Genomic DNA, 25,371 nt, shown 5'->3' with positions numbered 1-25,371 from the left:
TTAGAATATTGCGCAGCAATGCGGAGATATGTTTCTTTATGTTGCAGCGCGACACATTCGCGCCTCAATCGGTGACCGGCATCGCCCCCGCAACCAGCAGCGGATCGATCCGCGCGTCGCGCCACTTCAGGCTCCAGTGCAGGTGCGGCCCGGTGGCGCGCCCGGTCATCCCCACCGCGCCGATCGGCTGGCCACGCCGGACATGCTCGCCCACCCGCACATCGATGCGCGAGAGGTGCATGAAGGCGCTGTTGAGCCCCGCGCCATGGTCGACCATCAGCAGGTTGCCCTCGAGCGTGAAGGGCCTGGCCGCCGCCAGGATCACCACGCCGTCGGCAGGCGCGAGCACTACCGTGCCCGTCGGCCGGGCGATGTCGATGCCCGAATGATAGGAGCCGGGCTCGCCGCGATAGATGCGCTGCGATCCGAACAGGGTGGAGATGCGGCCGACCACCGGCCAGAAGAAAGGCATCTGCCGCCAGCCCTGCGCATCGGTCTGCAATTTCCGCGCAACATTGATCTGGGCGAGCTCGCCGGGCCGCACGCGATCGAATTCGGGGCGCGGCACCGGATATTTGGGCAGCGTGTTGAGCCGGGAAATGTCCCAGGCACGCCGCGCGATCGTCAGCACCTGGCGCTGCTGCGTCCCATCGCCCAGCGTCGCGACCAAGGTCGCCGAGGGCCCATGATCGCGATCGAAGGCGATCAGGAAACGGCGGTCCGAGGTGACCGGTACCGACTCCCCGTCGAGGGTCAGCAGGCTGGTTCCCCTGGGCGCGGTGCCGAGCACGGCGCCGCCCTGGATCAGCTGCCCCTGGAAGGTGAAGGGCCCGGCGACATCGGGCGCGGCCGGGATCGGCGCGGCGATCGCCTCGGGCACCGCGACGCCCGGCACGGCGGGCAGCTGCGCGCTGCCCAGCAGGGTGAAGCCGAGGATCGCGGCGGGCAGCCGGGCAGCGAGTCCCATCAGCGGCGCCCCCTCAACCGCGCATCGCCTGCATCGCCAGCGCGGCGGAGGCATAGGGCTCCTGCCGCTCCACGCTCCAGTAGCGCAGCAGCGGCAGCGGCACCTTCTCGCCGCTCACCGCGCAGACGACATGGTCGCCCGGCACCAGCACGCGGAAGCCGTTCGCCATGAAATGGAGACGCGCCGCGCGGGCGACGGGGTTCGACATCAGCATGACGGCATCCTCGGGACGTTCATTTTCTACAACAGGCTCGGCTGTTCCGGCTTGGGCGCATCATAGGATTTGCCGGCCGGCCGCTCAACCCGCGCATCCACCGAACCGTCGATGAAGTGGAGCGTCACGGCCCCCGCGGAACGCGCGCCCTCGGCGGTGCCGATCACCTTCTTCGTGCCGCGCGCCTCGACCCAGGCATAGCCCTTCTCCAGCGGGCGATTGGGGTGGACCAGCTCCAGGTGCCGCCCGATCCCCTCCAGCCGCTGCCTCGCCGCGGCCAGCCGGTGGTCGAGCATCGCCGGGCGCAGCGCGCCGGCCGAGCGATCGAGCACGCCCCGCGTCACCGTGACGCGCCGTTCGAGCGCCCGGTCGAGCCGGCCGCCGAGATCGTCCATCTTCTGCCGCTGCGGCCCGAGCAGCGCGTCGCGGCGCGGCAGCACCCGGACCAGCGCCGCCAGCCGCTCGCCGGCGCGCTCGTGATAGCGACGGGCGCAGCGCTCGGTACGGTGCGCCAGCGTCGCCACCGTATGGCGCACGTCCGCCAGCACCGGCACCGCGATCTCGGCCGCAGCGGTCGGCGTCGGCGCGCGCAGGTCGGCGGCATAGTCGCAGAGACTCGTATCGGTCTCGTGGCCCACCGCCGAGATCACCGGGATGCGGCAGGCGGCGACGGCGCGCACCACCGCTTCCTCGTTGAACGCCCAGAGGTCCTCGATCGAGCCGCCGCCGCGCGCGACAATCAGCAGGTCGGGCCGCGGTACTGCGCCACCCTCGCCCAGCGCATCGAAGCCGCGGATCGCATTGGCGACTTCCTGCGCCGCGCCGTCGCCCTGCACCTTGACCGGCCAGACCAGCACATGGCTGGGGAAGCGGTCCGCCAGACGGTGGAGGATGTCGCGGATCACCGCGCCGGTCGGCGAAGTCACCACGCCGATCACCTTGGGCATGTACGGCAGCGGCTGCTTGCGCTCGCGGTCGAACAGCCCCTCGCCCGCCAGCTTGGCCTTCAATTTCTCGAACAGCGCCATCAGCGCGCCTTCGCCGGCGAGCTCCATCCGCTCGATGACGATCTGGTATTTGGAGCGGCCCGGATAGATGGTGAGCTTGCCGGTGACGATCACTTCCAGCCCGTCCTGCGGCGCGAACGGAATCGCGCTGGCGGCACCGCGCCAGATCACCCCGTCGATCACCGCATCGGCATCCTTGAGCGCCAGATAGGCATGGCCCGACGCCGCCCGCTTCCATCCCGAAATCTCGCCGCGCAGCCGGACATGGCCGAACTCGCCCTCGACCATCCGCTTCAGGGCAAGAGATAATTCGCTGACCGATAGCGCCGGTGCGTTGTCGCCCGCCACCGGCTCGGCTACGAGCCGCGCTGGCGTATCGAAGAAGGGGTCGCTCATGAATGTCCTGTTGCTTGGCTCGGGCGGCCGCGAACATGCTCTGGCCTGGAAGCTCGGGCAATCGCCGCTGCTCGAACGGCTCTACGCCGCCCCGGGCAATCCGGGAATAGCCGAGCATGCCGAAATCGTCGACATTGCGGTGAACGACCACCGCGCGGTGATCGATTTCTGCCTGCGCCACTCGATCGGCTTCGTCGTGATCGGGCCCGAGGCGCCGCTGGTCGCCGGGCTGGGCGACAACCTGCGCACCATGGGCATTGCCGTGTTCGGCCCCAACAAGGCCCCGGCCCAGCTGGAAGGCTCGAAGGGCTTCACCAAGGATTTGTGCGCGCGGGAGAAGATCCCCACCGCCGGCTATGTCCGCTGCGAAAGCCGTGACGGCGCGCTCGCCAGCCTCGAGGATTTCGGCCTGCCGGTGGTGATCAAGGCCGATGGCCTGGCCGCGGGCAAGGGCGTCACCGTCGCCTTCACGGATGAAGAGGCCGAGGGCGCCGTGCAGGCGATCTTCACCGAGGCCGGCGCCAGCGTGGTGATCGAGGAGTTCCTCGAAGGCGAGGAGGCCAGCCTGTTCGTGCTGACCGATGGCGAGGCATTCGTCTCGTTCGGCTCGGCCCAGGACCACAAGCGCGTCGGCGACGGCGACACCGGCCCGAACACCGGCGGCATGGGCGCCTATAGCCCCGCCCCGGTGCTCACCCCCGAGCTGGAAACCCAGGCGATCGACGAGATCGTCCGCCCGACGATCGAAGCGCTGGCCCGGGTCGGCACCCCCTATTCGGGCGTTCTCTATGCCGGGCTGATGCTCACCCCGACCGGCCCCAAGCTGATCGAGTACAACGCCCGCTTCGGCGATCCCGAATGCCAGGTGCTGATGCTGCGCTTCACCGGCGACCTGCTCGAGCTGATGCTCGCCGTGGCCAAGGGCGAGCTGGCCAACCATCCGGCACCGACCTTCGCCGCCAAGACCGCGCTCACCGTGGTGATGGCGGCGAACGGCTATCCCGGCACGCCCGAGACCGGCGGCGCGATCGCCGGCATCGACAAGGCGGAAGCGACCGGCGCCAAGGTCTTCCATGCCGGCACCCGGATGGAGGGCGACGCGCTGGTTTCCAGCGGCGGCCGCGTGCTCAACGTGACCGCGCTGGGCGACACGGTGAAGGAAGCGCAGGAAGCAGCCTATCGCGCCGTCGATGCGATCGACTTCCCCACTGGCTTCAGCCGCCGCGACATCGGCTGGCGCGAAGTGGCGCGCGAAGGCTAGGGGCGGCCGCACCCGCTGTCGGGGTGGTTGCATGCCTCGACCACCAAGTGACGCAGCAGGAAATCCCGGGGCGCCGGATCGACCGCGACCACGCGGTCGGCGTAGAAGATCCGCGAATATTGGCCGAGATGGCCATATTCCCCCGGCATGACCGTCGCCCAGCCCTCGACGGTGAGCGTGGCGACGGCATCCTCCGCCCCTGAGTCCAGCCCCTTCAGCTTGCGGGCGAGCGCAGGATCCAGCTTGCGGGTCTCGCTGGCCTCATACCAGACGCCGCCGCGCCCGCCCCGCTCCGGCGCGCGCTCCAGGTCGGGCGAATGCAGGCTGGATTCCTCGAAGCCGGTGACCAGCACGCCCCGCACCCGCTGCCTGGGGCCAAGGATGGTGCAGCCGAGGGTATCCGCGCTGATCTGCGGCGGGCGGGAGAAATTGGGCAGGCCCATCCTGCAAGCCACAGCCAGCGCGGCGGTCCGGTCGTGCCGATACCAGAGCGTGCCCGCGATCGCCGCCGCCACACCCGTCACCAGAAGCGCAAGGCCCGTCCATCGCAGCAGCCGCATGGCTTTCCCCCTCACGGAAAGCCTAGCCGGACCTTATGGATGATACAAGATATCATGAATGGGGCGTATCGGGCAGCACGCCATGGCCCTCGATGAGCCTGCGCACCGCGGCGTCCCAGTTGGTGAAGCCCCAATGCGCCGGGTCCTCGGTGCCGACCACCCGGTCTCCGGGTCCGCGGAACAGGTCCTCCAGCGGCACCGGCCGGCGCGTGATCGCCGAATGGAAGGCGCGGATCTTGCTGCGCGTCTCCTGTGTGCCATCTGGCAGGACCACGCCCAGCCGCCCGGACTGCATCCGGACCAGCCAGCCGGTCGGCGCCACGCCGATGCTGCGGCAGAAGGCGAAGAGCAGCTCGGTATCGAAATGACCCTTCCAGCCATGCATCTCGGTCACCGCCCGCAACGGCGTCCAGCGGTCCTTGTAGGCCCGATCGGAAGTCAGCGCGTCATAGACGTCGCAGATCGCGCCCATCCGTGCGGCCAGGCTGATCGCCTCGCCCTTCAGCCCGAAGGGATAGCCGCTGCCGTCCATCTTCTCATGATGCATCAGCGCCACGTCGAGCGCCTGCTGGTTGATGCCCTCGGCGCCGTGCAGCATCGCATGCCCGGTCTCGGGATGCTGCTTGATCAGCGCGAACTCCTCCGCCTCCAGCCGGCCCGGCTTGTTGAGGATTTCGGCCGGCACGGTCATCTTGCCGACATCGTGGAGCAGGCCCGCCAGCCCCATCGCCCGCACCGTCTCATCGTCGAGCCCGATCTCGCGCGCCAGGTTGACCATCAACCCGCAGACCGAGACCGAATGGAGATAGGTATATTGGTCCTTGGTCTTCAGCCGCGCCATGTCGACGAACATCGCCGGATTGCGGGCGACGCATTCGGCGATCTCGGCGACCACCGGGATGGCATCGCGCGCGTCGATCGACAGGCCGTTTTGGGCATTGTCATAGATTTCCTGCGCTACGTCGCGGGCGTGCGCGATGGTCCGGCGGGCATGCTCGCGATCGGCGCGCAAGGTCTCGGGAGAGAGGGTCCGTGCAGGCTCCGCGACGGCTTCGGGCAGCGTTGCGGCGGGATCGGGCGCGACGCCGCGCGACACGTCGATCAGCACGGCGGCCACGTCGCTCGCCTTCAGCAGGGCGAGATCGGCGGGGCGTTCCAGCAGGAACCGCGTGCGCCAGAACGGATGCGCCATCCACGAGCCTTCGAAGCCGTGGATGAACATGCCGAGCTTTGCCTCTCCTGGTGGGATTCGTTTCAGCAATCCATTCTCGCAGTCCCCGGCACAAGCCTTAGGAACGCACCGTTTCCCCGAAGTTAAGGCCGGGTATCCGGGCCTTGGGGAATGTACGTAAGCCGGCGCAAATGATATAAAGTTACATCCGTTCATCTGCCGCTCATCGCGCGGGGGCAACATTCCATCCCATGGGCGCGCAGCGACTCGCGCGCCGCACTCTGAAGGGGAGAGTTGCCATGTCGCGTTCCGCCTTGCTGCTCGGTTGCACCGCCCTGCTCACCACTTCGGCCGCGCCGCCGCCCTTGCCCAGGGTCGCTCCGGCCGCCGCGGCACAGGACCGCCATTCGCCCGTCCGCTGCGTGCGGGGCGAAGGGGACACCGATCGCCTCCGCTACCGTCCCCGCCCGATGGGCTATGCGCCGGTTGCGCCACCGATGCCGACGCCCATGCCTCAGCCTGCGCCGCCGCCGGCCCCGATGATGGCTCCGCCGCCACCCACCGCCAGCCAGGAAGTGACCGTCTCGGCAACCCGAACCCGGGCCATGGGCGCACCGCAGGGCATCGTCAGCAAGCTCGCCGGCCCCGCGCCCTATGGCACGCCGGGCAATACCGAGCGCTATGACGGCCGGGCCGTCGCCGCGATCCAGTCGGTCGCCGACCAGCCCGTCTCCACCTTCTCGGTCGATGTCGATACCGGCGCCTATGCCAATGTCCGCCGCTTCCTCAGCCAGGGGCAGGACGTGCCTGCCGAAGCGGTGCGCACCGAGGAGATGATCAACTATTTCCGCTACGACTATCCCCGTCCCAGCTCGCGGGACGTGCCGTTCAGCGTGACCACCGATGTCTCGACCACGCCGTGGAACGCCGAGACGCGGCTGCTCCGCATCGGCCTGCGCGGCTATGACGTCGACGCGAAGGGCCGCCCGCCGGCCAATCTGGTCTTCCTGGTCGATGTCTCGGGATCGATGGAGAGTCAGGACAAGCTGCCCCTGGTCAAGAAGGCGCTGACCCAGCTCGCCGACCGGCTGACCCCGCGGGACCGCGTCTCGATCGTCGTCTATGCCGGCGCCGCGGGCATGGTGCTCGAGCCGACCAACAAGAAGGAATATGTGAAGGCGGCGCTCGACTGCCTCTCGGCCGGCGGCTCCACCGCGGGCGGCGACGGGATCAAGCTCGCCTATTCGGTCGCCCGTGCCACCTTCGTCCAGGGCGGGATCAACCGCATCTTCCTGGCCACCGACGGCGACTTCAATGTCGGCATCAACGACAAGTCGGCGCTCGAGGCGCTGGTCAAGAAGAACCGCGACGACGGCATCACCCTCACTACGCTCGGCTTCGGCACGGGCAATTACAATGAGGCGATGATGGAGCGCATCGCAGACGTGGGTAACGGCAACTATGCCTATATCGACAGCGCGATGGAGGCGACCAAGGTGCTCGACGACGAGCTCTCCGCCACGCTGTTCACCATCGCCAAGGACGTGAAGGTCCAGGTCGAGTTCAACCCGGCCCAGGTAAAGCAATACCGCCTGATCGGCTATGAGAACCGCGCGCTGGCCGAGGAGGATTTCAACAACGACACCGTCGATGCCGGCGATATCGGCGCGGGGCACCAGGTGACCGCGCTCTACGAGGTCGTCCCCGCCGGTGCCAATGGCTGGACCTCGGAGCGACGCTACGATGCCGACCGCACCGCCATGCCCGCCGGCAAGGGCGACGAGATGGCCTTCGTCAAATTGCGCTACAAGCTGCCCGGTAACGAGACCTCGAAGCTGATCGAGCGCCCGGTCTCCGCCAGCCTGATGCGCAGCGCCGCCGCGCCGCGCGGCGACATGGCCTTCGTCACTTCGGTCGCCGCCTTCGGCCAGCATCTGCGCGGCGACAAATATCTGAACGGCTACAGCTACACCCAGATCGGCGCGCTCGCCCCTGCCTCCCAGAATTACTGGCGCAGCGAGTTCGCCCGGCTGGTGAAGCTTGCCGATTCGGGACAGCCGGCGGGCAGTTCCAGCGATTAGCTTGTCGCGCTGCGCCGCACCACGTTATGCACTGGCGAGAATCGACAATTGCACGGACGGGGTTGGCGCAGATGAACAGCACGGAACCGCTCTACGAAGGCGCGCCGATTTGGTTGACGCTCCCGTTCGCGCTGATCGCGGCGGGAGTCGTCTTCGCGCTCCTCATCCTGTTCTGGGGCGCCCGCCTCGCCGGCCGCCGCCGCAGCGCGCGCCGGGAGATCGAGGAATATAATGAGGAGTATCGGGAAGAGACGGCCCAGCCGCGCCCGATCACTCCGCCGGTAGCTCCGCCGCCTCCGCCGATCGCCGAGGCCCCGCTCGCACCGCCGCCGCCTCCAGCGCCTGAGCCGGTCGCCGAGGCTCCCGCGCCCGAACCGGTAGTCGAGGCGCACGAGCCGGTGGCCGAGCCCGAGATCGTTCCCGCGCCGCTGCCGCCGGTCGTCGAGGAAGCTCCGGCCCCCGAGCCGCTGGCAGACGAGCCGATCGCCGCTGCCGCACCGCTCGACGCGTCGCCCGCCTCGCTCGCCTCGGACATTGCGGAGCCCGCACCTGCGTCCGAACCAGAACCCGAGCCGGCAGCCGCCACGCCGGAGCCCACGCCCTCCGCACCGACCGCCGATGATCTCACCCGGATGAAGGGCGTCGGCCCGCGTCTCGGCGAAAAGCTCAACAGCGTCGGCATCACCAGCTTCGCCCAGCTCGCCGCGCTCACCCCCGAGGAAGCCGATGCGCTCGATGCAAAGCTCGGCGATTTCCAGGGCCGCATCCACCGCGACCGCTGGATCGAACAGGCAAGCTTCCTGGCCAAGGAAGACATTGCCGGCTTCGAGGGCGTGTTCGGCAAGCTCTAGACGAAGAGCTGCGGCGCCTGCGCCCGGACGGCGTCGATCAGTTCGCCGTTCCGGCGGTCCGCCAGCCAGGTGCCAACGCCCAGATCTGCTCCACCTTCCTCCCGGCGGAGCGCCTGGTTGGTACGCAGGATGTGGTCGAGGCCCTTGCCCGGCGGAATGGCTGCGTCCTTTACCAGCCAGAGCTGCAGCCGCCCTTTCACCACCGCAGCACGTGCGATGCTGCTCCACGGGAGCACGCCCCGATAGCAGCGGGGCATCTGGATGCCCTCTGCATCGATGGAGAGGAGCTCGCCGCGGTAGGACATCACGCTGCCGATGCGAAAGGCGCCGTAAAGGAACATCAGCGTGCCGCCCGCGAGCAGAAGCAACGCTAGCCAGTCCGAGGTACTTACCGGCGAGTGCGAGATCAGGAACGCCAGCATCAAACCGGCCCCGGCCAGCTGGAACAGCACATTACCGATCACCTTGCGCCGCGAGATGCGCGCAACGAAGCGCACCTCGCTCACTTCTCCGCCCGCTGGACCAGCAGCTTGTCGATCTTGCGCCCGTCCATGTCGACGATCTCGAAGCGCCAGCCCTGCTCGACGAAGAAGTCGCCTTCATTCGGCAGCCGCTTGAGCACCGCCAGCGCCAGGCCGGCGACGGTGGCGTAGTCGCGGTCCTCGTCGAGATCGAGGCCCAGCCTGTCGGCGAGCAGGTCCGCCGGCATCTGGCCCGAGACGAGCAGCGAGCCGTCCTCGCGGGTCACGACATTGGGATTGTCGCTGGGATCCACGTCCGACGCGAGTTCGCCGGCGATCGCCGCGAGCAGGTTCGCCGGCGTGACGATGCCTTCGAAATGACCATATTCGTCGTGCACCAGCCCCATCGGCACCTCGGCGCGGCGCAGCGATCCCAGCGCGTCCATCGCGTCGATCGTGTCGGGCAGGATCGGCGCCTCGCGCATCAGCTTGCGCAGGTCGAGCGGCTCGCCGCGGAACAGCGCCGCGGCGATGTCACGCGCCTGGACCACGCCGATCACCGTGTCGACCGATCCCTCGGCCACCGGCAGGCGGGTGTGCGGGGTGAGCAGCAGCGCCTCGCGGATGCCATCGGCATCCAGGTTCACATCGACCCAGTCGACATCGGTGCGCGGCGTCATCACTTCGCGCACCGGCCGGTCGGCCAGGCGGACGACGCTCGAGATGATCGAGCGCTCATGCTCCTCGATCACGCCCGACTTGCTGGCCTCCGCGACGATCAGGTGCAGCTCCTCGGCGGTGACCCGGTTCTCCGATTCGCGGTTGAGCCCGATCAGGCGGAAGATCAGCGCGCTGGTCGAATCGAGCAGCCAGACGATCGGCGCGGTGACGCGGCTCAGCCACAGCATCGGCACCGCCATGATCGCGGCGATCGGCTCGGGCGAGCGCAGCGCGAACTGCTTGGGCACCAGCTCGCCGACCACCAGCGAGAAGAAGGTGGTGATGCCGATGACGAGCGCGATGCCCAGCGTGTGCGCCAGTTCTTCGTTCACCCCGAGCAGCTCGATCCGCTGCGCGGTCGGCTCGCCCAGGCTCGCGCCCGAATAGGCACCGGCGATGATGCCGATCAGCGTGATGCCGATCTGCACGGTGGAGAGGAACTTGCCCGGATCGGCGGCGAGCTGGATCGCGGTCCGCGCCCCCGCCCCGCTGCGCCCGACGCGCGCCATCGCCTCCAGCCGCGCCGTGCGCGACGAGACGATCGCGAGTTCGGACATCGAAAAAAGGCCGTTCAGAACGATCAGCGCGAAGATGATCGCTACGTCTATCCAGGGGAAAGGCGCTAACATGATGTTCCGCCCTCATATCCGCACCGGGGGGCGGACGGCAACTGGCGTTGCGCCAACGGAACGGAAAGCGTGCTAAACGCGCCGTTCGCGAAAGAAATCGCGCAGGATCTCGCCCGCCTCGGCCTCACCGATGCCGGGATAGATCTCCGGGCGATGATGGCAGGTCGGCTGAGCGAAGAAGCGCGGGCCATGCTCCACCGCGCCGCCCTTGGGATCGCCCGCGCCGTAATAGACCCGCGCGATTCGGGCATGGGCGATCGCGCCGGCGCACATCGCGCAGGGCTCCAGCGTCACCCACAGGTCGCAATCCTCGAGCCGCTCCCGGCCCAGCGCTTCCGCGGCGGCGCGAATCACCCGCATCTCGGCATGGGCGGTGGGGTCGTGGAGCGTGCGCGGCGCATTGGCCGCGGTGGCGATCACCTTGCCGTCATGGATCAGCACCGCGCCCACCGGCACCTCCCCTGCCTCGGCCGCCGCACGGGCAGCGTCGAGCGCCAGGCGCATCGGTTCGGGGAGCGGGAACATGCGAGGGGACTAGCGCGTGCGGCGCAGGCCGTCACCCTTCCGCTTTCCGTCTGCTTCCTTCTGTTTCCCCGGCGAAGGCCGGGGCCCAGCCTTGATAGGTGGACGCGAAGACGCGCTGCCGCGCGTGGTTTTATTGGGACTGGGCCCCGGCCTTCGCCGGGGAGAAGCTATACGGTGAGCGCCGGCTCAGGCACCGCAGGCGCCGCCAACGAACCGCGCAACACGCTCCACAGCGCGAAGCCGACGCCGGGCAGGAATCCCAGCACCGTCAGCCCGGTGGCAATCCAGAAGTCGCGCCCCGCACCCCTGGCCAGGTACGTTCCCAGCGGCGGCAGCAGGATCGCCGCCACGATGGGTCCGGGGCGCGCTGCCATCACTTCGCGGCGGGCGTCGGCGTCGGAGTGGCGCCGGCCTGCTTCACTTCGATGGTGGGCAAGGTGACCGTGGTGTTCTTCATCTCTACCGTCGGGACTGCAACGGTCGTGTTGGTCGATCCGATCCCTACCGAACCCGTCTCGGCCTTGAATTTGGGCAGTTGGCCGCCCTTCGCATCGAAGCTGATCGACGGCATCGTCGCGCCCTGCTGCTGCTCGATGCGCAGCATGCCAACCGACATGAGCACAACCACGGCAAGCGCGACGAGACCGATCAGCACGAGAATTCCACGCATCGCTTCATCTCCCCATTTGAATCGTTTGCGTAATCAACGTCGCATCAACCATGCCGGTTGCATGGGGACAAGGCGTTTCTTGGAGCGAATCGGTTGACGCTCCGTCCCATTACGGTTATTCGCGCCGCCTTTCCGGCCGTGGTTCGCCAGGGCTCAAACCAGGATATCAAACGATGTCGCGCATTTGCGAGCTGACCGGCAAGGGCCGGCAGGTGGGTAACAACGTTTCCCACGCCAACAACAAGACCAAGCGTACGTTCCTGCCGAACCTGCAGAACGTCACGCTGATCAGCGATTCGCTGGGTCGCAGCGTCCGCCTGCGCGTTTCGACGCACGGCCTGCGCTCGGTCGAGCACAATGGCGGCCTCGACAACTGGCTGCTCAAGACCCGCGACGAGGACCTCTCGCTGCGCGCCCGTCGCCTGAAGCGCGAAGTGCGCAAGGCGTCGGCCGAGAAGACCGCGGCCTAACAGCCGCGCTGCTTCGGCGGCTCAATGCGAGCCCGTTCTCCACGGCGGAGGGCGGGCTTTTCGCATGTCCGGATTCTGCCGGCGTGGCGGAATTGGCAACGCATCACGATCGGTGATCCCGGAAACGGGGTGCAGAGTTCGAGCCCCTGCCGCCAGCAACCCTGCTCAGCGCTTCGCGAACTCGATCCGGAACTTGAGCAGCAGCGACCATTCCCAGAATTGCTGGTTGTCGTCCGACGCCACCCACAGGATCGTGTCGCCACCTTCGCGGGTCACCGCCAGCGCCTCGTAATTGTCATGGAGCAGCGGTGCCGCCAGCGTCGCGATCTCGGTGCCGCGCACCACCGCGCCGGGACGGATCGCGCGCGGATCGACCAGAGTCAGCTTGGCCGAGAACAGCCCCGGCACCGAGAAGCGCCGGTTGAGCACTACCAGCCGCCCATCGGGCAGCTGCACCGCATCGCTAGGGTCATGGCGCTCGTCGGGCGGCATATAGGTGAAGCGGATCGGCGTGGCGCCCGGCGCGGTCGGGTCGCCGGGGAAGAGCAGCCCCTCGCGCCCCACCCTGCTACCCCTGGGCCGCGAGGTCTCGCCGATCACGACGAACCGGCCATCGGCCAGCCGGACCATCGATTCGGGCCCGCCATTGGACGACCAGTTCCGCATCGCCGCCGGGCGCGCGCTCCGCTCGGCACGCGTCAGCCCGTCGTCATAGCGCCAGATCGCGTTATAGTGCTCGAAGCCCACCCAGATCCTGCCGGTGGCGGGATCGGTGGTCATCGATTCCGAATCGCGGTCCGCCTTCAGCCAGCCGCGGCCGGGCCCCGCCGGCAGATCCCCGAAGGCAAGGTCATGCGGCACCCAGTCGGCGCCCATGCGGAAGCGGATGAAGGTTCCGCCATCGCTGAGCAGGGTGAAACGGTCGCCCTTGATCTGCATCGAGGAGAAGCCGCCGAACGCACGGTCCGGGCTCTTCAGCCGCACGCCACCCAGATAGGTGAGTGCGCCCACCCGGACCCTGCCGGGGTCGTGCGCATCGAGCGGCACGCGCTCCACGGTCATCCGCGGCACCTTGCCCAGCAGGTCGCGCCCTTCGCGCCCCGAGGCGGAAAGCAGCAGGATCGCGGCGGACAAAATCAGGGTGACGGCGAGGCGGAGCATCGCCCTCGCTCATAGCGACTGGGCGGCGAAGAACCAGCGCCCGAAAGATGAACGCCGGATGACCAGCGCGTTCAGAAGAAAATAAAGGGAACCAGAGTAACTTGCGTTAGTTATCTGACTACGAGTTCCCCTCGCGTAGCGTATCGAGGGCTGAGGGCCGCTCCCGTTGGAGCGGCCCTCGTCGTATTAGTACATGTGCTGGCCGCCGTTGATCGACAGCGTCGATCCGGTGACGAAGCCCGCCTCGTCCGAGCAGAGGAAAGCCACGCCGCGCGCGATCTCGTGCGCCTGACCGAGCCGGCCGACCGGGATCTTGGCGACGATCTTCTCGAGCACTTCCGGCGGCACCGCGGCGACCATGTCGGTGTCGATATAGCCGGGCGCGATCGCGTTGACCGTCACGCCGAAGCGCGCGCCTTCCTGCGACAGCGCCTTGGTGAAGCCGTGGATGCCCGACTTGGCGGCGGCATAATTGACCTGGCCGTACTGGCCGGCCTGGCCGTTGATCGAGCCGATATTGACGATACGGCCCCATTTCCGGTCGCGCATGCCCGGGAACACCGCATGCGCCATGTTGAAGCAGCCGCCCAGGTTGATGCGGATCACATCCTCCCACATGTCGCGGCTCATCTTCAGGATGGTGCCGTCGCGGGTGATGCCGGCATTGTTGACCACCACGTCGACCGGGCCGAGCTCGGCCGCGACCTTGGCCACACCCTCGTGGCAGGCGTCGTAATCGCCCACGTCCCATTTGTACGAAGCGATGCCGGTGCGCTCGGTGAAGGCCTTGGCCTTCTCCTCATTGCCCGCATAGTTGGCGGCGACGATCATCCCGGCATCCTTGAGGGCAAGGCTGATCGCCTCGCCGATGCCGCGAGTGCCGCCCGTCACGATCGCTACGCGTGCCATGCTGTATCTCTCCTTCGTGGGTGAGCCGAAACGCTAGGCAGGCTGCGTCCAGCCCGCAAGCGCCTCGCGCAAAATTGTCTGCAGCATTTCGGTGCCAGCGGGACTGTCGTTGAGACAGGGCAAATAGCCGAAGTGAGTGCCGCCTGCGCCAAGGAACGTCTCGCGCCCGCGGATCGCCAGTTCCTCCAGCGTCTCCAGGCAATCGGCGGAGAAGCCGGGCGCCACGATCGCGATCTTCTTCACGCCCTTGCCCGGCAGCGCGGCGAGCGTCGCATCGGTAGCGGGCTCCAGCCATTTCGCCCGGCCGAAGCGCGACTGGAAGGTGACGGTCAGCTCGCGGCCGAGCGCTTCGCTCAGCAGGCGCGCCGTCTTCCGGCAGTGGCAATGATAGGGGTCGCCCAGCTCAAGCGTACGCTGCGGCATGCCGTGGAAGCTGGCCAGGATCGCGTCCGGCTCGAAATCGAGCCTGGACAGGCTCTCCTCGACCGAGGCCTTGAGCGCGGCGATATAGGCGGGATGGTCGTGATAGGGCGGCAGCGTGCGGATCGCCGGCTGCCAGCGCATCCCGGCCAGCGCCTCGAACGCCTTGTCATTGGCGGTCGCGGTCGTCGCTGCGCAATATTGGGGATAGAGGGGGGCGACCAGGATACGGTTCGCGCCATATTCCTTCATCGAAATCAGCCGGTCGGCGATCTTCGGTTCGCCATAGCGCATCGCCCAGTCGACCAGAGTCCCTTCGCCGAACGCGCCCTGCAGCGCCTCGCTCTGTGCCCGGGTGATCGCGGCGAGCGGCGAGCCGTCGGGGCGCCAGACCTGCTGATAGGCATGCGCCGACTTCCTCGGCCGGGTGCGCAGGATGATCCCGCGCAGGATCGGCTGCCAGATCAGCGGCGGGATCTCGACCACGCGGCGATCGGACAGGAACTCGGCCAGATAGCGCCGCACCGAAGCGGGATCGGGCGCACTCGGCGTGCCGAGATTGACCAGCAGCACGCCGATCTTGTCGGGCGGAAAGAAGGGCGGATGCCCGTCGGGAATGCTCATTCGACGTCCGAAAGCAAAGGCAGCACGCGGAAGCGCACACCGCTCGCCGATTGCAGCGCATTGGCGATGGCGGGAGCGACCGGGGGCACGGCAAGCTCGCTCACCCCGCCGGGATCGGCACCATTGCGGATCAGCTCGACGGTGATGTCCGGCGCATCGGCCAGGGTCGGCAGGCCGAGTTCGGAGATGTCGCGCACGTCCGCCACATTCTCGGTGAAGCCGGTCGATCCCGCGATCGCCGCCGCCATGCCGAACAGCAGCCCGCCCTCGATCTGCTGCGCCACCAGGTCGGGATTGACCACCCGCCCGCAATCGACCGCCGCGACCAGCCGCTCGACCTTGACCTTGCGCCCCTCGAGCCGGGCCTCGGCCATCACCGCGATATAGGAGCCGCGGAACGCGTGGCAGGCGATGCCCTGACCGCTGCCCGGCTGCCCGCCCTGCCAGCCGCCCAGCTGCGCCGCGGTCTGCAGGCAGCGCGCCAGCCGGGTCTCGCCGCCGAGCATCGCCATGCGGAACGACACCGCATCCTGCTCGGCGACATGCGCCAGCTCGTCCATGAAGCTCTCGATGAAGAAGCAATTGTAGCTGTGCGCGCCCGAGCGCCAGTACCCGGTTGGCACGCCGATCACCGCCGGGTGATGATCGACCGCGTAATTGGGAATGGCATAGACCGGCTGCGCGCCAGCCACGGCGGAGGGATCGCCCTTGCCCGGCAGCGCGAGCGAGGCCTGGACCACCGGATCGCCGCCGAGCAGCCGCGTCGCCAGCTCGCGCCCCGTCTCCGGCGCCGCGATCTTGGCGAGCAGGCCCGAGACCTGGCCCCGCGCATTGAGCTTGCCGGTCATCCGCCCGATCGCCGGCGGGCGGTAGCGGTCGTGCCGCATGTCCTCGCCGCGCGGCCAGGTGAGCTGCACCGGCCGGCCGACGCTCTGGCTGAGCAACGCCGCCTGCGCCGCCACTTCATGCTCGAGCTTGGCGCCGAACGAACCGCCCGCCATCGTCGCATGCACCGTCACTGCGCTCTCGGAGATGCCGATCGCCCGCGCCGCCGCCGCGCGCGCCAGCCCCGGTGCCTGTGTCGGCAGCCAGAGCGAGAGATAGCCGTCATGATAATTGGCCGTGCAGGTCATCGGCTCGAGCGCGGCGTGCAGCGCGACGTCGACGCGATATTCGGCCGAGACCACCTTGGCCCCGCGGAAGTCCGCTGCGAGATCGCCCGCCTCGTGCAGCCGGGCGCCATCTGCGTTCAGCGCATTGCCCAGCGCATCGGCGATCGAATCATTGTTGATCACCTCTTCGGGCGTCTTGAAGCGCGGGCGCATCGCGTCGATCGCCTTCTCCGCCGCCCAGCCATTATTGGCGATCGTCGCGACCCAGTCCTTCGTCGTCACGATCGAGAGCATGCCGGGGATCTTGTTCGCCGCCGCCCGGTCGAGCTTGACCAGCGCGGTCTCGCCGATCGGCCCCATCCGGATCGAAGCGAAGGCCATGTTGGGCAGGCGGATGTCGGCGGCGAAGTTCAGGCTGCCGTCGACCTTGGCCGGCGCGTCGAGCCGGGGCAGCGGCTGGCCATAGAGCCGGTTGGTCTCGGCGGTGCGCAGCGGCACGTCGCCGGGCACGCTCTCGTCCGCCGCCTCGGCAGCCAGCTCGCCGAAGCCAAGCTTCGAATTGCCATGGACCACCTGGCCGCCAACCGTGTCGCAGCTCTGCCACTCGGTGCCCCAGCGTCGCGCCGCGGCCTTGCACAGCAGCACCCGCGCAGTGGCGCCGGCATGGCGCAGCTGGTCCTCGAAGTTGCGGATCGAAGTCGAGCCGCCGGTCAGCATCAGCCCGGTGCGCGCGGCATGGGTGCGGCGCAGCTGCTCGGGCAGGCCGCCCAGCGCCAGCTCGAACAATTCCTCGGCCGCCAGCGGATTGGCATAGAGCGGGTTGAGCGGCGCCGGCTCCACGCCGACCAGCTTCCAGTTCGCGCCCAGCTCGTCGGCGACGATCTGCGGCATGGCGGTGAACACGCCCTGCCCTTCCTCGCATTGCGGGATGGCGACCGAGACATGCCCGTCGGCGCCGATCTTGACCCAGGCACCGAACAGGCTCTCGCCGGGCGCCGCGCTGAGATTGGGGAGATAGGTGCGCGGCCATACCGCCCAGGCGACCACCAGCCCCACGCCCACGCCGCCGCCGATCAGCAGCGTGCGCCGATCCAGCTTCTGGAGCTTGCCGAAATCGACCTTCATCGGGACTGCTCTATCCTGCGGGCCGGAGGCTGTCACCCCGCCGCCCCGATCGCCACCCGCTCCTTTCGCCGGGATGACGGGATGGCCTCTTGGGTTTGCAACAAGCCTGTTCTATCGGGGTCGCACACCCTGGAGGGAAATACGTGCTGCTTGCCACCCTTGCCGCCGCCGCGGCAGACCATATCCATTTCGCGGATCTCGGCCTGAACAAGGTCGCCCTCAATCTCGGCTTCTTCGAGATCAAATGGTACTCGCTGGCCTATATCGCCGGCATCCTGGTCGGCTGGTGGTATCTGGTCCGCCTGCTCAAGCAGCCCGGCGCCCCGATGAGCCGCGCCCATGCCGATGACCTCGTCTTCTACGCGACGCTCGGCATCATCGTCGGCGGGCGGCTCGGCTATGTGATCTTCTACGGGCTCGACCGGTTCCTCGCCCGCCCGCTCGACATCTTCAAGCTGTGGGACGGCGGCATGTCCTTCCATGGCGGCGTCATCGGCACCACGCTGGCGATCATCCTGATGTGCCGCCGCCAGGGCCTGAACTGGTTGCGCGTCCATGACTATGTCGCCTGCTGCGCGCCCTTCGGCCTGTTCTTCGGCCGCCTCGCCAATTTCGTGAACGGCGAGCTGTGGGGCAAGCCGGCCGATCTGCCCTGGGCGATCGTCTTCCCCGGCGCCGGCCCGCTCGCCCGCCACCCGAGCCAGCTCTACGAAGCCCTGCTCGAAGGCCTGCTGCTCTTCGTGATCCTCGCCTACGCCTTCTGGCGGACCAAGGCCCGCTACGAGCCCGGCAAGCTCGTCGGCATCTTCCTGCTTGGCTATGGCTGCTTCCGCTTCTTCGTCGAATATTTCCGCGAGCCCGATGCGCAGTTCGCCGGCACGATCTTCGAGCATGTCATCCATATGGGCCAGGTGCTCTGCCTGCCGATGATCGTCGGCGGCATCTACCTGATCGCCACCGCCAAGGGGCGGCGCGAGCGGGTGGAGCCGATCGCGGGCACGGAGAGCGTGGCCTGACGTGAGCGAGAACCCCCTCGACGCCGGGCAGCAGGAGCGCGCCGCCAACGCTGCCGAACCCCTGCTCGCCGAGCGGCTCTCCCGCGCCATCACCATGGCCGGGCCGATCCCGCTCTCGCAGTTCATGGGCGCCGCCAACGCGCATTATTACGGCACGCGCGATCCGCTGGGCGCGCGCGGCGACTTCACCACCGCGCCCGAAGTCAGCCAGATGTTCGGCGAGCTGATCGGCCTGTGGGTCGCCGATATCTGGCAGCGCGCGGAGAAACCGCCGGTCCGCTATGTCGAGCTGGGCCCGGGCCGCGGCACGCTGGCCGCCGACGCGCTGCGCGCCATGGCCAAGGTCGGACTCCAGCCGCCGGTCGACCTGGTCGAGACCAGCCCGACGCTGCGCGCCGCCCAGGCCGAGCGCGTGCCGGGCGCCGAATTCCATCTCGACCTGGTCGGCCTGCCCGACGATGCGCCGCTGGTCTTCGTCGCCAACGAGTTCTTCGATGCGCTGCCCATCCGCCAGCTCATCGCCACCCAGGAGGGCTGGCGCGAGCGGCTGGTCGCCTGCCAGGACACGCTGTTCCTGCCGATCGCCGGCGACCGCAGCTTCGACATGATCATCCCGCGCGACTTCAAGCAGGCCGAGCCCGGATCGATCCTGGAGACTTCGCCGGCCAGCGTCGCGGTGCTGCGCCAGCTGGCGAAGCGCCTCAACGACCAGGGCGGCGCCGCGCTGGTCATCGACTATGGCTATATGGGCCCCGCGCTCGGCGACACGCTGCAGGCGGTGAAGGGCCATGCCTATGCCAACCCGTTCGACACGCCCGGCGAAGCCGACCTGACCGCGCATGTCGATTTCGCCACGCTGGCCGAGGCCGCGCGTGCCGAGGGCCTGGTCGTCCATGGTCCGGTCACCCAGGGCGAGTTCCTCACCCGGCTCGGCATCACCGAGCGCACCGCCAGCCTGTCGCTCGCATCGCCCGAGCGCGCCGGCCAGCTCGCCACCGATCGCGAGCGGCTGACCCATCCCGAGCAGATGGGCGAGCTGTTCAAGGTCATCGCCTTCACCGCCCCCGGCTGGCCGGTGCCGGCGGGGTTCGGCGAATGACAGGCGCTCCGAGCCGTCACCCCGGCGAAAGCCGGGGCCCATCTCGGAGAGAAGCCGCAGATACGGCAGCTGTGGTTCCATCTGGCGAGGGCACGAGATGGGTCCCCGCCTTCGCGAGGATGACGAAGTGAACATGAACTACCGCGACGCCACCCCGGCCGACCTCCCCGCGATCGACGCGCTGTTCCGCGTCAGTTTCACCGCGACCTTCGGCCATCTCTACACGCCGGAGAATCTCGCCGCGTTCTTCGCCGGCTTCACGCCCGAGGCCTGGGCCGCGGAGTTCGCCCAGCCGGACCTGCGCTTCCGCCTCGCCGAGGACGAACGGGGCCTGGCCGGTTTCGCCAAGACCAGCGCCCTCACCCTGCCCGCAACGGTGACCTCGCGCCCCCATGAACTCCGCCAGCTCTATCTCGACGAGCGCGCCAAGGGCAGCGGCGCCGCGCAGGCGCTGCTCGACTGGGCAGTGGAAGAGGGCCGTTCGCGCGGCGCGGACGAGCTCTGGCTGTCGGTCTATATCGACAACCACCGGGCCAAGCGCTTCTACGAAAAGAACGGGTTCGAGGATCGCGGCCCCTATATCTTCCTGGTCGGCGACCATGAGGATGAAGACCGGCTGATGCGCCGCGCATTGTGAGTGACGAAATGACGAGCGAAGTCGAAGTCCATCAGGCCCGCGCGCTGAACGGGATCGCCCACGGCTTTCTCGGCCGCCAGGGCGGGGTCTCGACCGGCGCCATGGCCAGCCTCAATGTGGGGCTGGGCTCGACCGACGATCCCGCGCTGATCGCCGAGAATCGCCGCCGCGCGGTCGAGGCGGTGCTGCCCGGCGGCCGGCTCGTCTCGCTCTTCCAGGTCCATTCGGCCGATTGCGTCACCGTCGCCGAGCCCTGGGAAGAGCGGCTGCGCCCGCATGCCGATGCGCTGGTCACCGATCGCCCGGGCCTCGCGCTCGGCATCCTCACCGCCGATTGCGCGCCGGTGCTGTTCGCCGACCGCGAGGCCGGCGTGGTCGGCGCCGCCCATGCCGGGTGGAAGGGTGCGCTCGGCGGCGTCACCGATTCGACCATCGCCGCGATGGAGGCCCTGGGTGCCCAACGCGCGCGGATCACCGCCGCGGTCGGCCCCTGCATCGCCCGCGCCTCCTATGAAGTCGACGTCCTGTTCCTTGCCCGCTTCGCCGATGCGGATCCGGAGAACGAGCGCTTCTTCGCCGAGGGCCGGCGCGAGGATCACTGGCAGTTCGACCTCGAAGCCTATGTCGCGCACCGGCTGGCCTCGGCCGGCATCCGCACGGTCGAGATGCTCGGCCAGGACACCTATGCGCAGGAGGCGCATTTCTACAGCTTCCGCCGCGCGACCCACCGGCAGGAGCCGGATTACGGCCGGCAGATCAGCCTGATCGGAATCTAACTCCTTCTCCCCTTGTGGGAGAAGGAAGGGGCCCGCTCGCGAAGCGAGTGGGAAGGATGAGGGGGACTGAGTCCCACTCCCCTTCACCCTTCCGCCGACTTCGTCGGCTCCCTCCCTCTCCCACAAGGGGAGAGGGGGAACAGGCTTCCAATGTAGGATTTTCCATGTTCCCCTTCGGAGCATGTGCAACCCCGCACCATTCCACTCGCCGCGCCGATCCCGCGCCACCCTTCGCCGCGCCTGCCCGGCAAGGCCCCTGGCCTCGCGCGTGGAGGTCGTGAATTTAGTGAACTTCCGCGCGTTTAAGGCTCCCCCAAGCCCGGCCGAATCGTTACAGATGATACGAAATATACCCGGAGAGACAGCATGACCGACGAGACCGAAGCCGATCTGACCGGCGCCACCCCGCGCCGCCGGCCCAAGCCTTCGGCCGACAAGGTCGGCGATCGCAAGCTCAAGCCCAGCACGATGATGATGGGCCATGGCTATGACCCGATGCTCTCCGAAGGCTCGCTGAAGCCGCCGATCTTCCTCACCTCGACCTTCGTCTTCCCCAATGCCGCGGCCGGCAAGCGCCATTTCGAAGGCGTCACCGGCAAGCGCCCGGGTGGTGCCGACGGGCTGGTCTATTCGCGCTTCAACGGCCCGAACCAGGAGATTCTCGAGGACCGGCTCGGCATCTGGGAAGGCGCCGAGGACGCGCTCGCCTTCTCCTCGGGCATGTCGGCGATCGCCACCCTGTTCCTGTCGATGGTCAAGCCAGGCGACACGATCGTCCATTCGGGCCCGCTCTATGCGGCGACCGAGACGCTGATCGCCCGCATCCTCGGCCGCTTCGGCGTCCACTGGCTCGATTTCCCCGCCGGCGCGACGCGTGAAGAGATCGATGCGGTGCTGTCCAAGGCCGCGTCGGGGAACGTCGCGCTGATCTATCTCGAATCGCCGGCCAACCCGACCAACGCGCTGGTCGATGTCGAGGCCGTCGCCGCCAGCCGCGATGCGATCTTCAAGGGCGCCAACAAGCCGCCGATCGCGATCGACAACACCTTCCTCGGCCCGCTCTGGGCGCAGCCGCTCAAGCAGGGCGCCGACATCGTCGTCTATTCGCTGACCAAATATGCCGGCGGCCATTCGGACCTGGTGGCGGGCGGCGTGCTCGGCTCGAAGGAGCACATCAACACGATCCGGCTGATGCGCAACACGATCGGCACGATCTGCGATCCCAACACCGCCTGGATGCTGCTCCGCAGCCTCGAGACGCTGGAGCTGCGCATGTCTCGCGCCGGCGAGAATGCCGCCAAGGTCTGCGCATTCCTGCGCAGCCATCCCAAGGTCGAGCATGTCGGCTATCTCGGCTTCCTCGAGGAAGGCTCGCGCCAGGCGGACATCTACAACCGCCACTGCACCGGCGCCGGCTCGACCTTCTCGCTCTATCTGAAGGGCGGCGAGAAGGAGGCCTTCGCGTTCCTCGACGCGCTGAAGATCGCCAAGCTCGCCGTGTCGCTCGGCGGCACCGAGACGCTTGCCAGCCACCCCGCCGGCATGACCCACCTCTCGGTGCCCGATGCCCGCAAGCAGGCGCTCGGCATCACCGACAATCTCGTCCGCATCTCGATCGGCGTCGAGGATGCCGACGACCTGATCGCGGACTTCGAGGAAGCGCTGAAGGCGGTGTGAAGAACAGGCTCCCCGGCTTCGGCCGGGGATATTGGGTGCAATACTTATGGAGCGCCCGGCTTGATTGAGCTTAGAGCGCGAAAGCCTTATCCTGCCCATCCGAGGGGGACTCGGCCATGACCCGACTTTTGCGCTTCATTGCTCTTCTCGCGGCACCGTTGCTGGCGCTACCCGCCACCGCCCAGACCAGCGACCCGATGGCCGGCATGCACGCCGGCCACGCCACCTTCCCCCAGACCCTCGCCGACTGGGCAGCCGGCGCGCAGCTCTTCCCCGATCTCGGCGGCTTCCACCGCGACAGCGGCAGCAAGGTCCCCCAGGCCCAGGCCTATTTCGACCAGGGCATGCGCCTGCTCTGGGCGTTCAACCATGACGAGGCCGCGCGCAGCTTCGCCAGGGCGGCCCAGGCCGATCCGCAGTGCGGCATCTGCCATTGGGGCGTCGCGCTCACGCTCGGCCCCAACTACAACATGCCGATGATGGCCGAGGCCCGTGCCCGGGTCGCCTGGGAGTCGCTGCAAAAGGCCCAGGCGCTCGCACCGTCCGCCACCCCGGCCAACCGCGCGCTGATCCTCGCTTTGGCCAAACGCTATACCGGCCCCCAGCCGGTCGACCCGAGCAACAGCGCCCCGCTGCTCGCCGCCTTCGGCGACGCGATGCGCGGCGCCGCCAAGGACTTCCCCCGGGACGACGACATCCTCACGCTCTTCGCCGAAGCGCAGATGAACCGGAACCCATGGAAGCTGTGGAACGCCGACGGCACCCCGGCGAAGGACACGCCCGAGATCGTGACGGCGCTGGAGACCGTGCTCGCCCGCAACCCGCACCATCCCGGCGCCAACCATTATTACATCCACGCCGTCGAGGCCTCGACCGACCCGGGCAAGGCGATCGACTCCGCCGAACGGCTCAAGACGGCGATGCCGGGCGCCGGCCATGTCGTGCACATGCCGTCGCACATCCTCCAGCGCGTCGGCCGCTATGCCGAGTCCGCGGAGGCCAACCGCCTCGCCGACGCTGCCGACAAGGCCTATTATGCCAAGACCGCGGCGATCGATTATTACCCGATGTACTCGGCGCACAATCTCCAGTTCCTTGCCGCCGCCGCCTCGATGGAGGGGCGCAGCGCCGAGACGATCAAGGCGCTGCGCGACGTGCGCGCCGTGTTCACCGACGAGATGGCGGCGGGCATGCCCGGCATGGATTGGGGCATCGGCTATCTCTACCAGGCGCTGGTCCGCTTCGGCCGCTGGGACGCGATGCTCGCCGAGCCCCAGCCCGACGCCCGGCTGCTCGACCTGACGGTCAACTGGCTCTCGGCCCGCACCATCGCGCTCGCCGCCACCGGCAAGCTGCCCGAAGCCGATGCCGAGCTGGCCAGGCTCAAGGCAAAGGTCGCCGCCGCGCCCGCCGATGTGCTGGCCGGCATGAACCTCGCCGCCCCGCTCTTCCGGATCGCGACGCTCCGCGCCGAAGCCCGCATCGCGCTGGCCCGCAAGGATGCCGCCGGAGCGATCGCCCTGCTCCGCGAGGCGGTCACCGTCGAGGACGGCCTGTCCTACAACGAGCCTTCGGACGAGTTCTTCCCCACCCGCCACCTGCTCGGCGCGGCCCTGCTGGGCAACGGCGCGGCGGCAGAGGCCGAGGCGGTGTTCGTCGAGGACCTGAAGCGCAACCCGCACAATGGCTGGGCGCTGCTCGGCCTGGCCCAGGCCCTGAAGGCGCAGAAGAAGGACGCGCGCGCCGCAGAGAAGGACTTCGCCGCCGCCTGGACCCGCGCCGATGTGAAGCTCAGCGCGCCGGCGTTCTGAGCGCGGTGGCGAGCAGGTCGGCCATGACGCGGTGGTCCTTGAGCGACGGGTGCCAGTTGCACCCCGTCATCTCCAGGGTGGGCACCTTCACCGCCTTGACCCCGGTGGCCTGGGCCACCGCAGCGACGTCGGCGTAGAAATTCTCGGCACCCATCAGCAGGATTCGCGCCCTGGGCTGCGCTGCCTGCCGGGCGCGGACAAAGGCGATGTACCGCTTCCGGTAATCCGCCCGCAGCCCCGCATCGTCCGCCCAGGACTCGCCGGCATGGAGCCTGGTCGAGAAGTCGTTGGTGCCCAGGTTGATCACGATGATCCCGGGCCGCCAGCCATCCGCCCGGGCCGGCGCCGGCTCGCCGGGAACGGCACGGGGATAGAGGAAGGGCAGGTTCTCCCCCGGCTTGCCGCCGGCATAGTTGCGGACCACGCCATAGCCCGAATAGGCGATGATCCGGTAATCGGCGCCCAGCCGCCGCGCCAGCACCGGCCCGAAGGCCTGGCTGGTGTCGGTGGTGTCATGCACCTTGCTCTCGTTGCAGTCGCGGGTCGGCGAGGTGTTGCCGTAGCCGACACTGTGCGAGTCCCCGATGAACTCGATACGCTGCGTCCGCACCGGCGGCGCCAGCGGCGTGCCATGGGTGAAGAAGCCCAGGAAGCGGCTGCTGCCCGACTGGCTCTCGGTCAGCTTGTCGATGCGGATGCTGTGGATCCCCGGCTTGAGCCGCGCCACCTTCACCACCGCCGGCCCCGGCGTCACCAGCGTCTGGAACGGCTTGCCGTCGACGCTCACCCGCAGCCAGTCGCCCTGGGTCTCGACATGCGCGCTGACCTCGGTGCCGCGGAACCGTCCCTCGACATAGACGCCCGGCCAGCCGAAGCGGATCGCCTTGCCCTGCACGACCACGCGTCCACCGATATGGACGTCGAGCATCCTGCCCTCGGGAGCGGGCGCTGCGGAAAGGGTGAGCGGCGCGAGCAGCGCAATGGCGGCGAGCTTCATGGGCCCAGCCTATGCGCAGCCGGG

Annotated in this window: 25 protein-coding genes; 10 read left to right on the top strand and 15 right to left on the bottom strand. The window is 68.5% G+C overall.

Going from position 1 to position 25,371, the window contains the following annotated elements:
- Positions 1 to 64: 64 nt before the first annotated feature.
- From ACEN8G_RS21920 to xseA, 3 genes are read right to left on the bottom strand one after another with little or no spacing between them, the layout of a single operon-like run.
- On the bottom strand, positions 65 to 967 hold the full coding sequence (locus ACEN8G_RS21920; RefSeq protein ID WP_413414182.1) for a M23 family metallopeptidase: 903 nt from the start codon (positions 965 to 967) through the stop codon (positions 65 to 67).
- A 13-nt stretch (positions 968 to 980) separates the two neighbouring features.
- Positions 981 to 1,181 (bottom strand): DUF2093 domain-containing protein, encoded by a 201-nt coding sequence (locus ACEN8G_RS21915; protein WP_413414181.1) that lies wholly within the window; start codon positions 1,179 to 1,181, stop codon positions 981 to 983.
- Between the two features lie 26 nt (positions 1,182 to 1,207).
- Complete coding sequence (gene xseA, locus ACEN8G_RS21910; protein ID WP_413740696.1) at positions 1,208 to 2,584, bottom strand: exodeoxyribonuclease VII large subunit; 1,377 nt, start codon at positions 2,582 to 2,584, stop codon at positions 1,208 to 1,210.
- On the opposite strand from xseA, the gene purD reads away from it, so the two are divergent.
- Positions 2,583 to 3,845, top strand: a complete 1,263-nt coding sequence (purD, locus tag ACEN8G_RS21905) for a phosphoribosylamine--glycine ligase (protein WP_413414179.1) — start codon at positions 2,583 to 2,585, stop codon at positions 3,843 to 3,845. The genes xseA and purD overlap by 2 nt on opposite strands.
- Here purD and ACEN8G_RS21900 read toward each other — a convergent pair.
- Both ACEN8G_RS21900 and ACEN8G_RS21895 read right to left on the bottom strand, forming a co-directional pair.
- On the bottom strand, positions 3,842 to 4,405 hold the full coding sequence (locus tag ACEN8G_RS21900) for a hypothetical protein (protein WP_413414178.1): 564 nt from the start codon (positions 4,403 to 4,405) through the stop codon (positions 3,842 to 3,844). The two genes, purD and ACEN8G_RS21900, sit on opposite strands and share 4 nt — an antisense overlap.
- A gap of 52 nt (positions 4,406 to 4,457) precedes the next feature.
- Positions 4,458 to 5,792, bottom strand: coding sequence for an HD-GYP domain-containing protein (locus ACEN8G_RS21895; RefSeq protein ID WP_413414177.1), 1,335 nt, complete (start codon positions 5,790 to 5,792; stop codon positions 4,458 to 4,460).
- A gap of 83 nt (positions 5,793 to 5,875) precedes the next feature.
- Between ACEN8G_RS21895 and ACEN8G_RS21890 the strand changes: the two genes are divergently transcribed.
- Together ACEN8G_RS21890 and ACEN8G_RS21885 are read left to right on the top strand one after the other, a co-directional pair.
- The gene (locus tag ACEN8G_RS21890; RefSeq protein ID WP_413414176.1) at positions 5,876 to 7,657 is read left to right on the top strand and encodes a vWA domain-containing protein; all 1,782 of its coding nucleotides are present in this window, start codon (positions 5,876 to 5,878) and stop codon (positions 7,655 to 7,657) included.
- Between the two features lie 71 nt (positions 7,658 to 7,728).
- Entirely contained in the window at positions 7,729 to 8,508 is a 780-nt protein-coding gene (locus tag ACEN8G_RS21885; RefSeq protein WP_413414175.1) for a hypothetical protein, read from the top strand.
- Here the strand turns inward: ACEN8G_RS21885 and ACEN8G_RS21880 are convergent.
- The 5 genes from ACEN8G_RS21880 to ACEN8G_RS21860 all read right to left on the bottom strand — a co-directional run bounded on the left by ACEN8G_RS21880 (position 8,505) and on the right by ACEN8G_RS21860 (position 11,513).
- A complete protein-coding gene (locus ACEN8G_RS21880; protein ID WP_413414174.1) occupies positions 8,505 to 9,014 on the bottom strand; it encodes a hypothetical protein in 510 nt (169 codons plus the stop codon). The two genes, ACEN8G_RS21885 and ACEN8G_RS21880, sit on opposite strands and share 4 nt — an antisense overlap.
- Positions 9,011 to 10,318: a hemolysin family protein gene (locus ACEN8G_RS21875; protein ID WP_413414173.1), complete on the bottom strand. Its 1,308-nt coding sequence runs from the start codon at positions 10,316 to 10,318 to the stop codon at positions 9,011 to 9,013. Before ACEN8G_RS21875 ends, ACEN8G_RS21880 begins: the two co-directional genes overlap by 4 nt.
- 72 nt (positions 10,319 to 10,390) lie before the next feature.
- The gene (locus ACEN8G_RS21870) at positions 10,391 to 10,822 is read right to left on the bottom strand and encodes a nucleoside deaminase (protein ID WP_413414201.1); all 432 of its coding nucleotides are present in this window, start codon (positions 10,820 to 10,822) and stop codon (positions 10,391 to 10,393) included.
- Positions 10,823 to 11,010: 188 nt separating this feature from the next.
- Positions 11,011 to 11,193 carry a YqaE/Pmp3 family membrane protein gene (locus ACEN8G_RS21865; RefSeq protein WP_413414172.1) on the bottom strand — a complete coding sequence of 61 codons (183 nt, stop codon included), beginning with the start codon at positions 11,191 to 11,193 and terminating at the stop codon, positions 11,011 to 11,013.
- 23 nt (positions 11,194 to 11,216) lie between these two features.
- Complete coding sequence (locus ACEN8G_RS21860; protein ID WP_307116418.1) at positions 11,217 to 11,513, bottom strand: hypothetical protein; 297 nt, start codon at positions 11,511 to 11,513, stop codon at positions 11,217 to 11,219.
- Between the two features lie 173 nt (positions 11,514 to 11,686).
- Here ACEN8G_RS21860 and rpmB point away from each other — a divergent pair, with 173 nt between their 5' ends.
- Positions 11,687 to 11,983 carry a 50S ribosomal protein L28 gene (gene rpmB, locus ACEN8G_RS21855; protein ID WP_183999442.1) on the top strand — a complete coding sequence of 99 codons (297 nt, stop codon included), beginning with the start codon at positions 11,687 to 11,689 and terminating at the stop codon, positions 11,981 to 11,983.
- Between the two features lie 165 nt (positions 11,984 to 12,148).
- Here rpmB and ACEN8G_RS21850 read toward each other — a convergent pair whose 3' ends face one another.
- The 4 genes from ACEN8G_RS21850 to ACEN8G_RS21835 form a co-directional block, all read right to left on the bottom strand.
- Positions 12,149 to 13,144, bottom strand: coding sequence for an esterase-like activity of phytase family protein (locus ACEN8G_RS21850; RefSeq protein WP_413414171.1), 996 nt, complete (start codon positions 13,142 to 13,144; stop codon positions 12,149 to 12,151).
- A 186-nt stretch (positions 13,145 to 13,330) separates the two neighbouring features.
- Entirely contained in the window at positions 13,331 to 14,053 is a 723-nt protein-coding gene (phbB, locus tag ACEN8G_RS21845; RefSeq protein WP_307116421.1) for an acetoacetyl-CoA reductase, read from the bottom strand.
- 33 nt (positions 14,054 to 14,086) lie between these two features.
- On the bottom strand, positions 14,087 to 15,097 hold the full coding sequence (gene hemH / locus ACEN8G_RS21840) for a ferrochelatase (protein ID WP_413414170.1): 1,011 nt from the start codon (positions 15,095 to 15,097) through the stop codon (positions 14,087 to 14,089).
- On the bottom strand, positions 15,094 to 17,334 hold the full coding sequence (locus ACEN8G_RS21835; RefSeq protein ID WP_413414169.1) for a molybdopterin cofactor-binding domain-containing protein: 2,241 nt from the start codon (positions 17,332 to 17,334) through the stop codon (positions 15,094 to 15,096). Before ACEN8G_RS21835 ends, hemH begins: the two co-directional genes overlap by 4 nt.
- Positions 17,335 to 17,480: 146 nt before the next feature.
- On the opposite strand from ACEN8G_RS21835, the gene lgt reads away from it, so the two are divergent.
- The 6 genes from lgt (at position 17,481) to ACEN8G_RS21805 (ending at position 24,350) form a co-directional block, all read left to right on the top strand.
- Positions 17,481 to 18,350, top strand: coding sequence for a prolipoprotein diacylglyceryl transferase (gene lgt / locus ACEN8G_RS21830; RefSeq protein ID WP_413414200.1), 870 nt, complete (start codon positions 17,481 to 17,483; stop codon positions 18,348 to 18,350).
- Between the two features lie 94 nt (positions 18,351 to 18,444).
- Positions 18,445 to 19,449, top strand: coding sequence for a class I SAM-dependent methyltransferase (locus ACEN8G_RS21825; RefSeq protein ID WP_413414199.1), 1,005 nt, complete (start codon positions 18,445 to 18,447; stop codon positions 19,447 to 19,449).
- Positions 19,450 to 19,546: 97 nt separating this feature from the next.
- On the top strand, positions 19,547 to 20,086 hold the full coding sequence (locus ACEN8G_RS21820; protein WP_413414168.1) for an N-acetyltransferase family protein: 540 nt from the start codon (positions 19,547 to 19,549) through the stop codon (positions 20,084 to 20,086).
- Positions 20,087 to 20,094: 8 nt separating this feature from the next.
- A complete protein-coding gene (gene pgeF, locus ACEN8G_RS21815) occupies positions 20,095 to 20,862 on the top strand; it encodes a peptidoglycan editing factor PgeF (protein ID WP_413414167.1) in 768 nt (255 codons plus the stop codon).
- Between the two features lie 366 nt (positions 20,863 to 21,228).
- Entirely contained in the window at positions 21,229 to 22,539 is a 1,311-nt protein-coding gene (locus tag ACEN8G_RS21810; RefSeq protein WP_413414166.1) for a cystathionine gamma-synthase family protein, read from the top strand.
- 116 nt (positions 22,540 to 22,655) lie between these two features.
- Complete coding sequence (locus ACEN8G_RS21805) at positions 22,656 to 24,350, top strand: hypothetical protein (protein ID WP_413414165.1); 1,695 nt, start codon at positions 22,656 to 22,658, stop codon at positions 24,348 to 24,350.
- On the opposite strand, the gene ACEN8G_RS21800 is transcribed toward ACEN8G_RS21805, so the two are convergent.
- Entirely contained in the window at positions 24,331 to 25,347 is a 1,017-nt protein-coding gene (locus ACEN8G_RS21800) for an SGNH/GDSL hydrolase family protein (protein WP_413414164.1), read from the bottom strand. The genes ACEN8G_RS21805 and ACEN8G_RS21800 overlap by 20 nt on opposite strands.
- Positions 25,348 to 25,371 lie beyond the last annotated feature (24 nt).

The organism is Sphingomonas sp. Sphisp66 (assembly GCF_047324325.1).
Classification (GTDB): Bacteria; Pseudomonadota; Alphaproteobacteria; order Sphingomonadales; family Sphingomonadaceae; genus Sphingomonas.
Note: the sequence above shows the minus strand (reverse complement) of the source record. Positions and strands in the feature narration are given on the sequence as shown.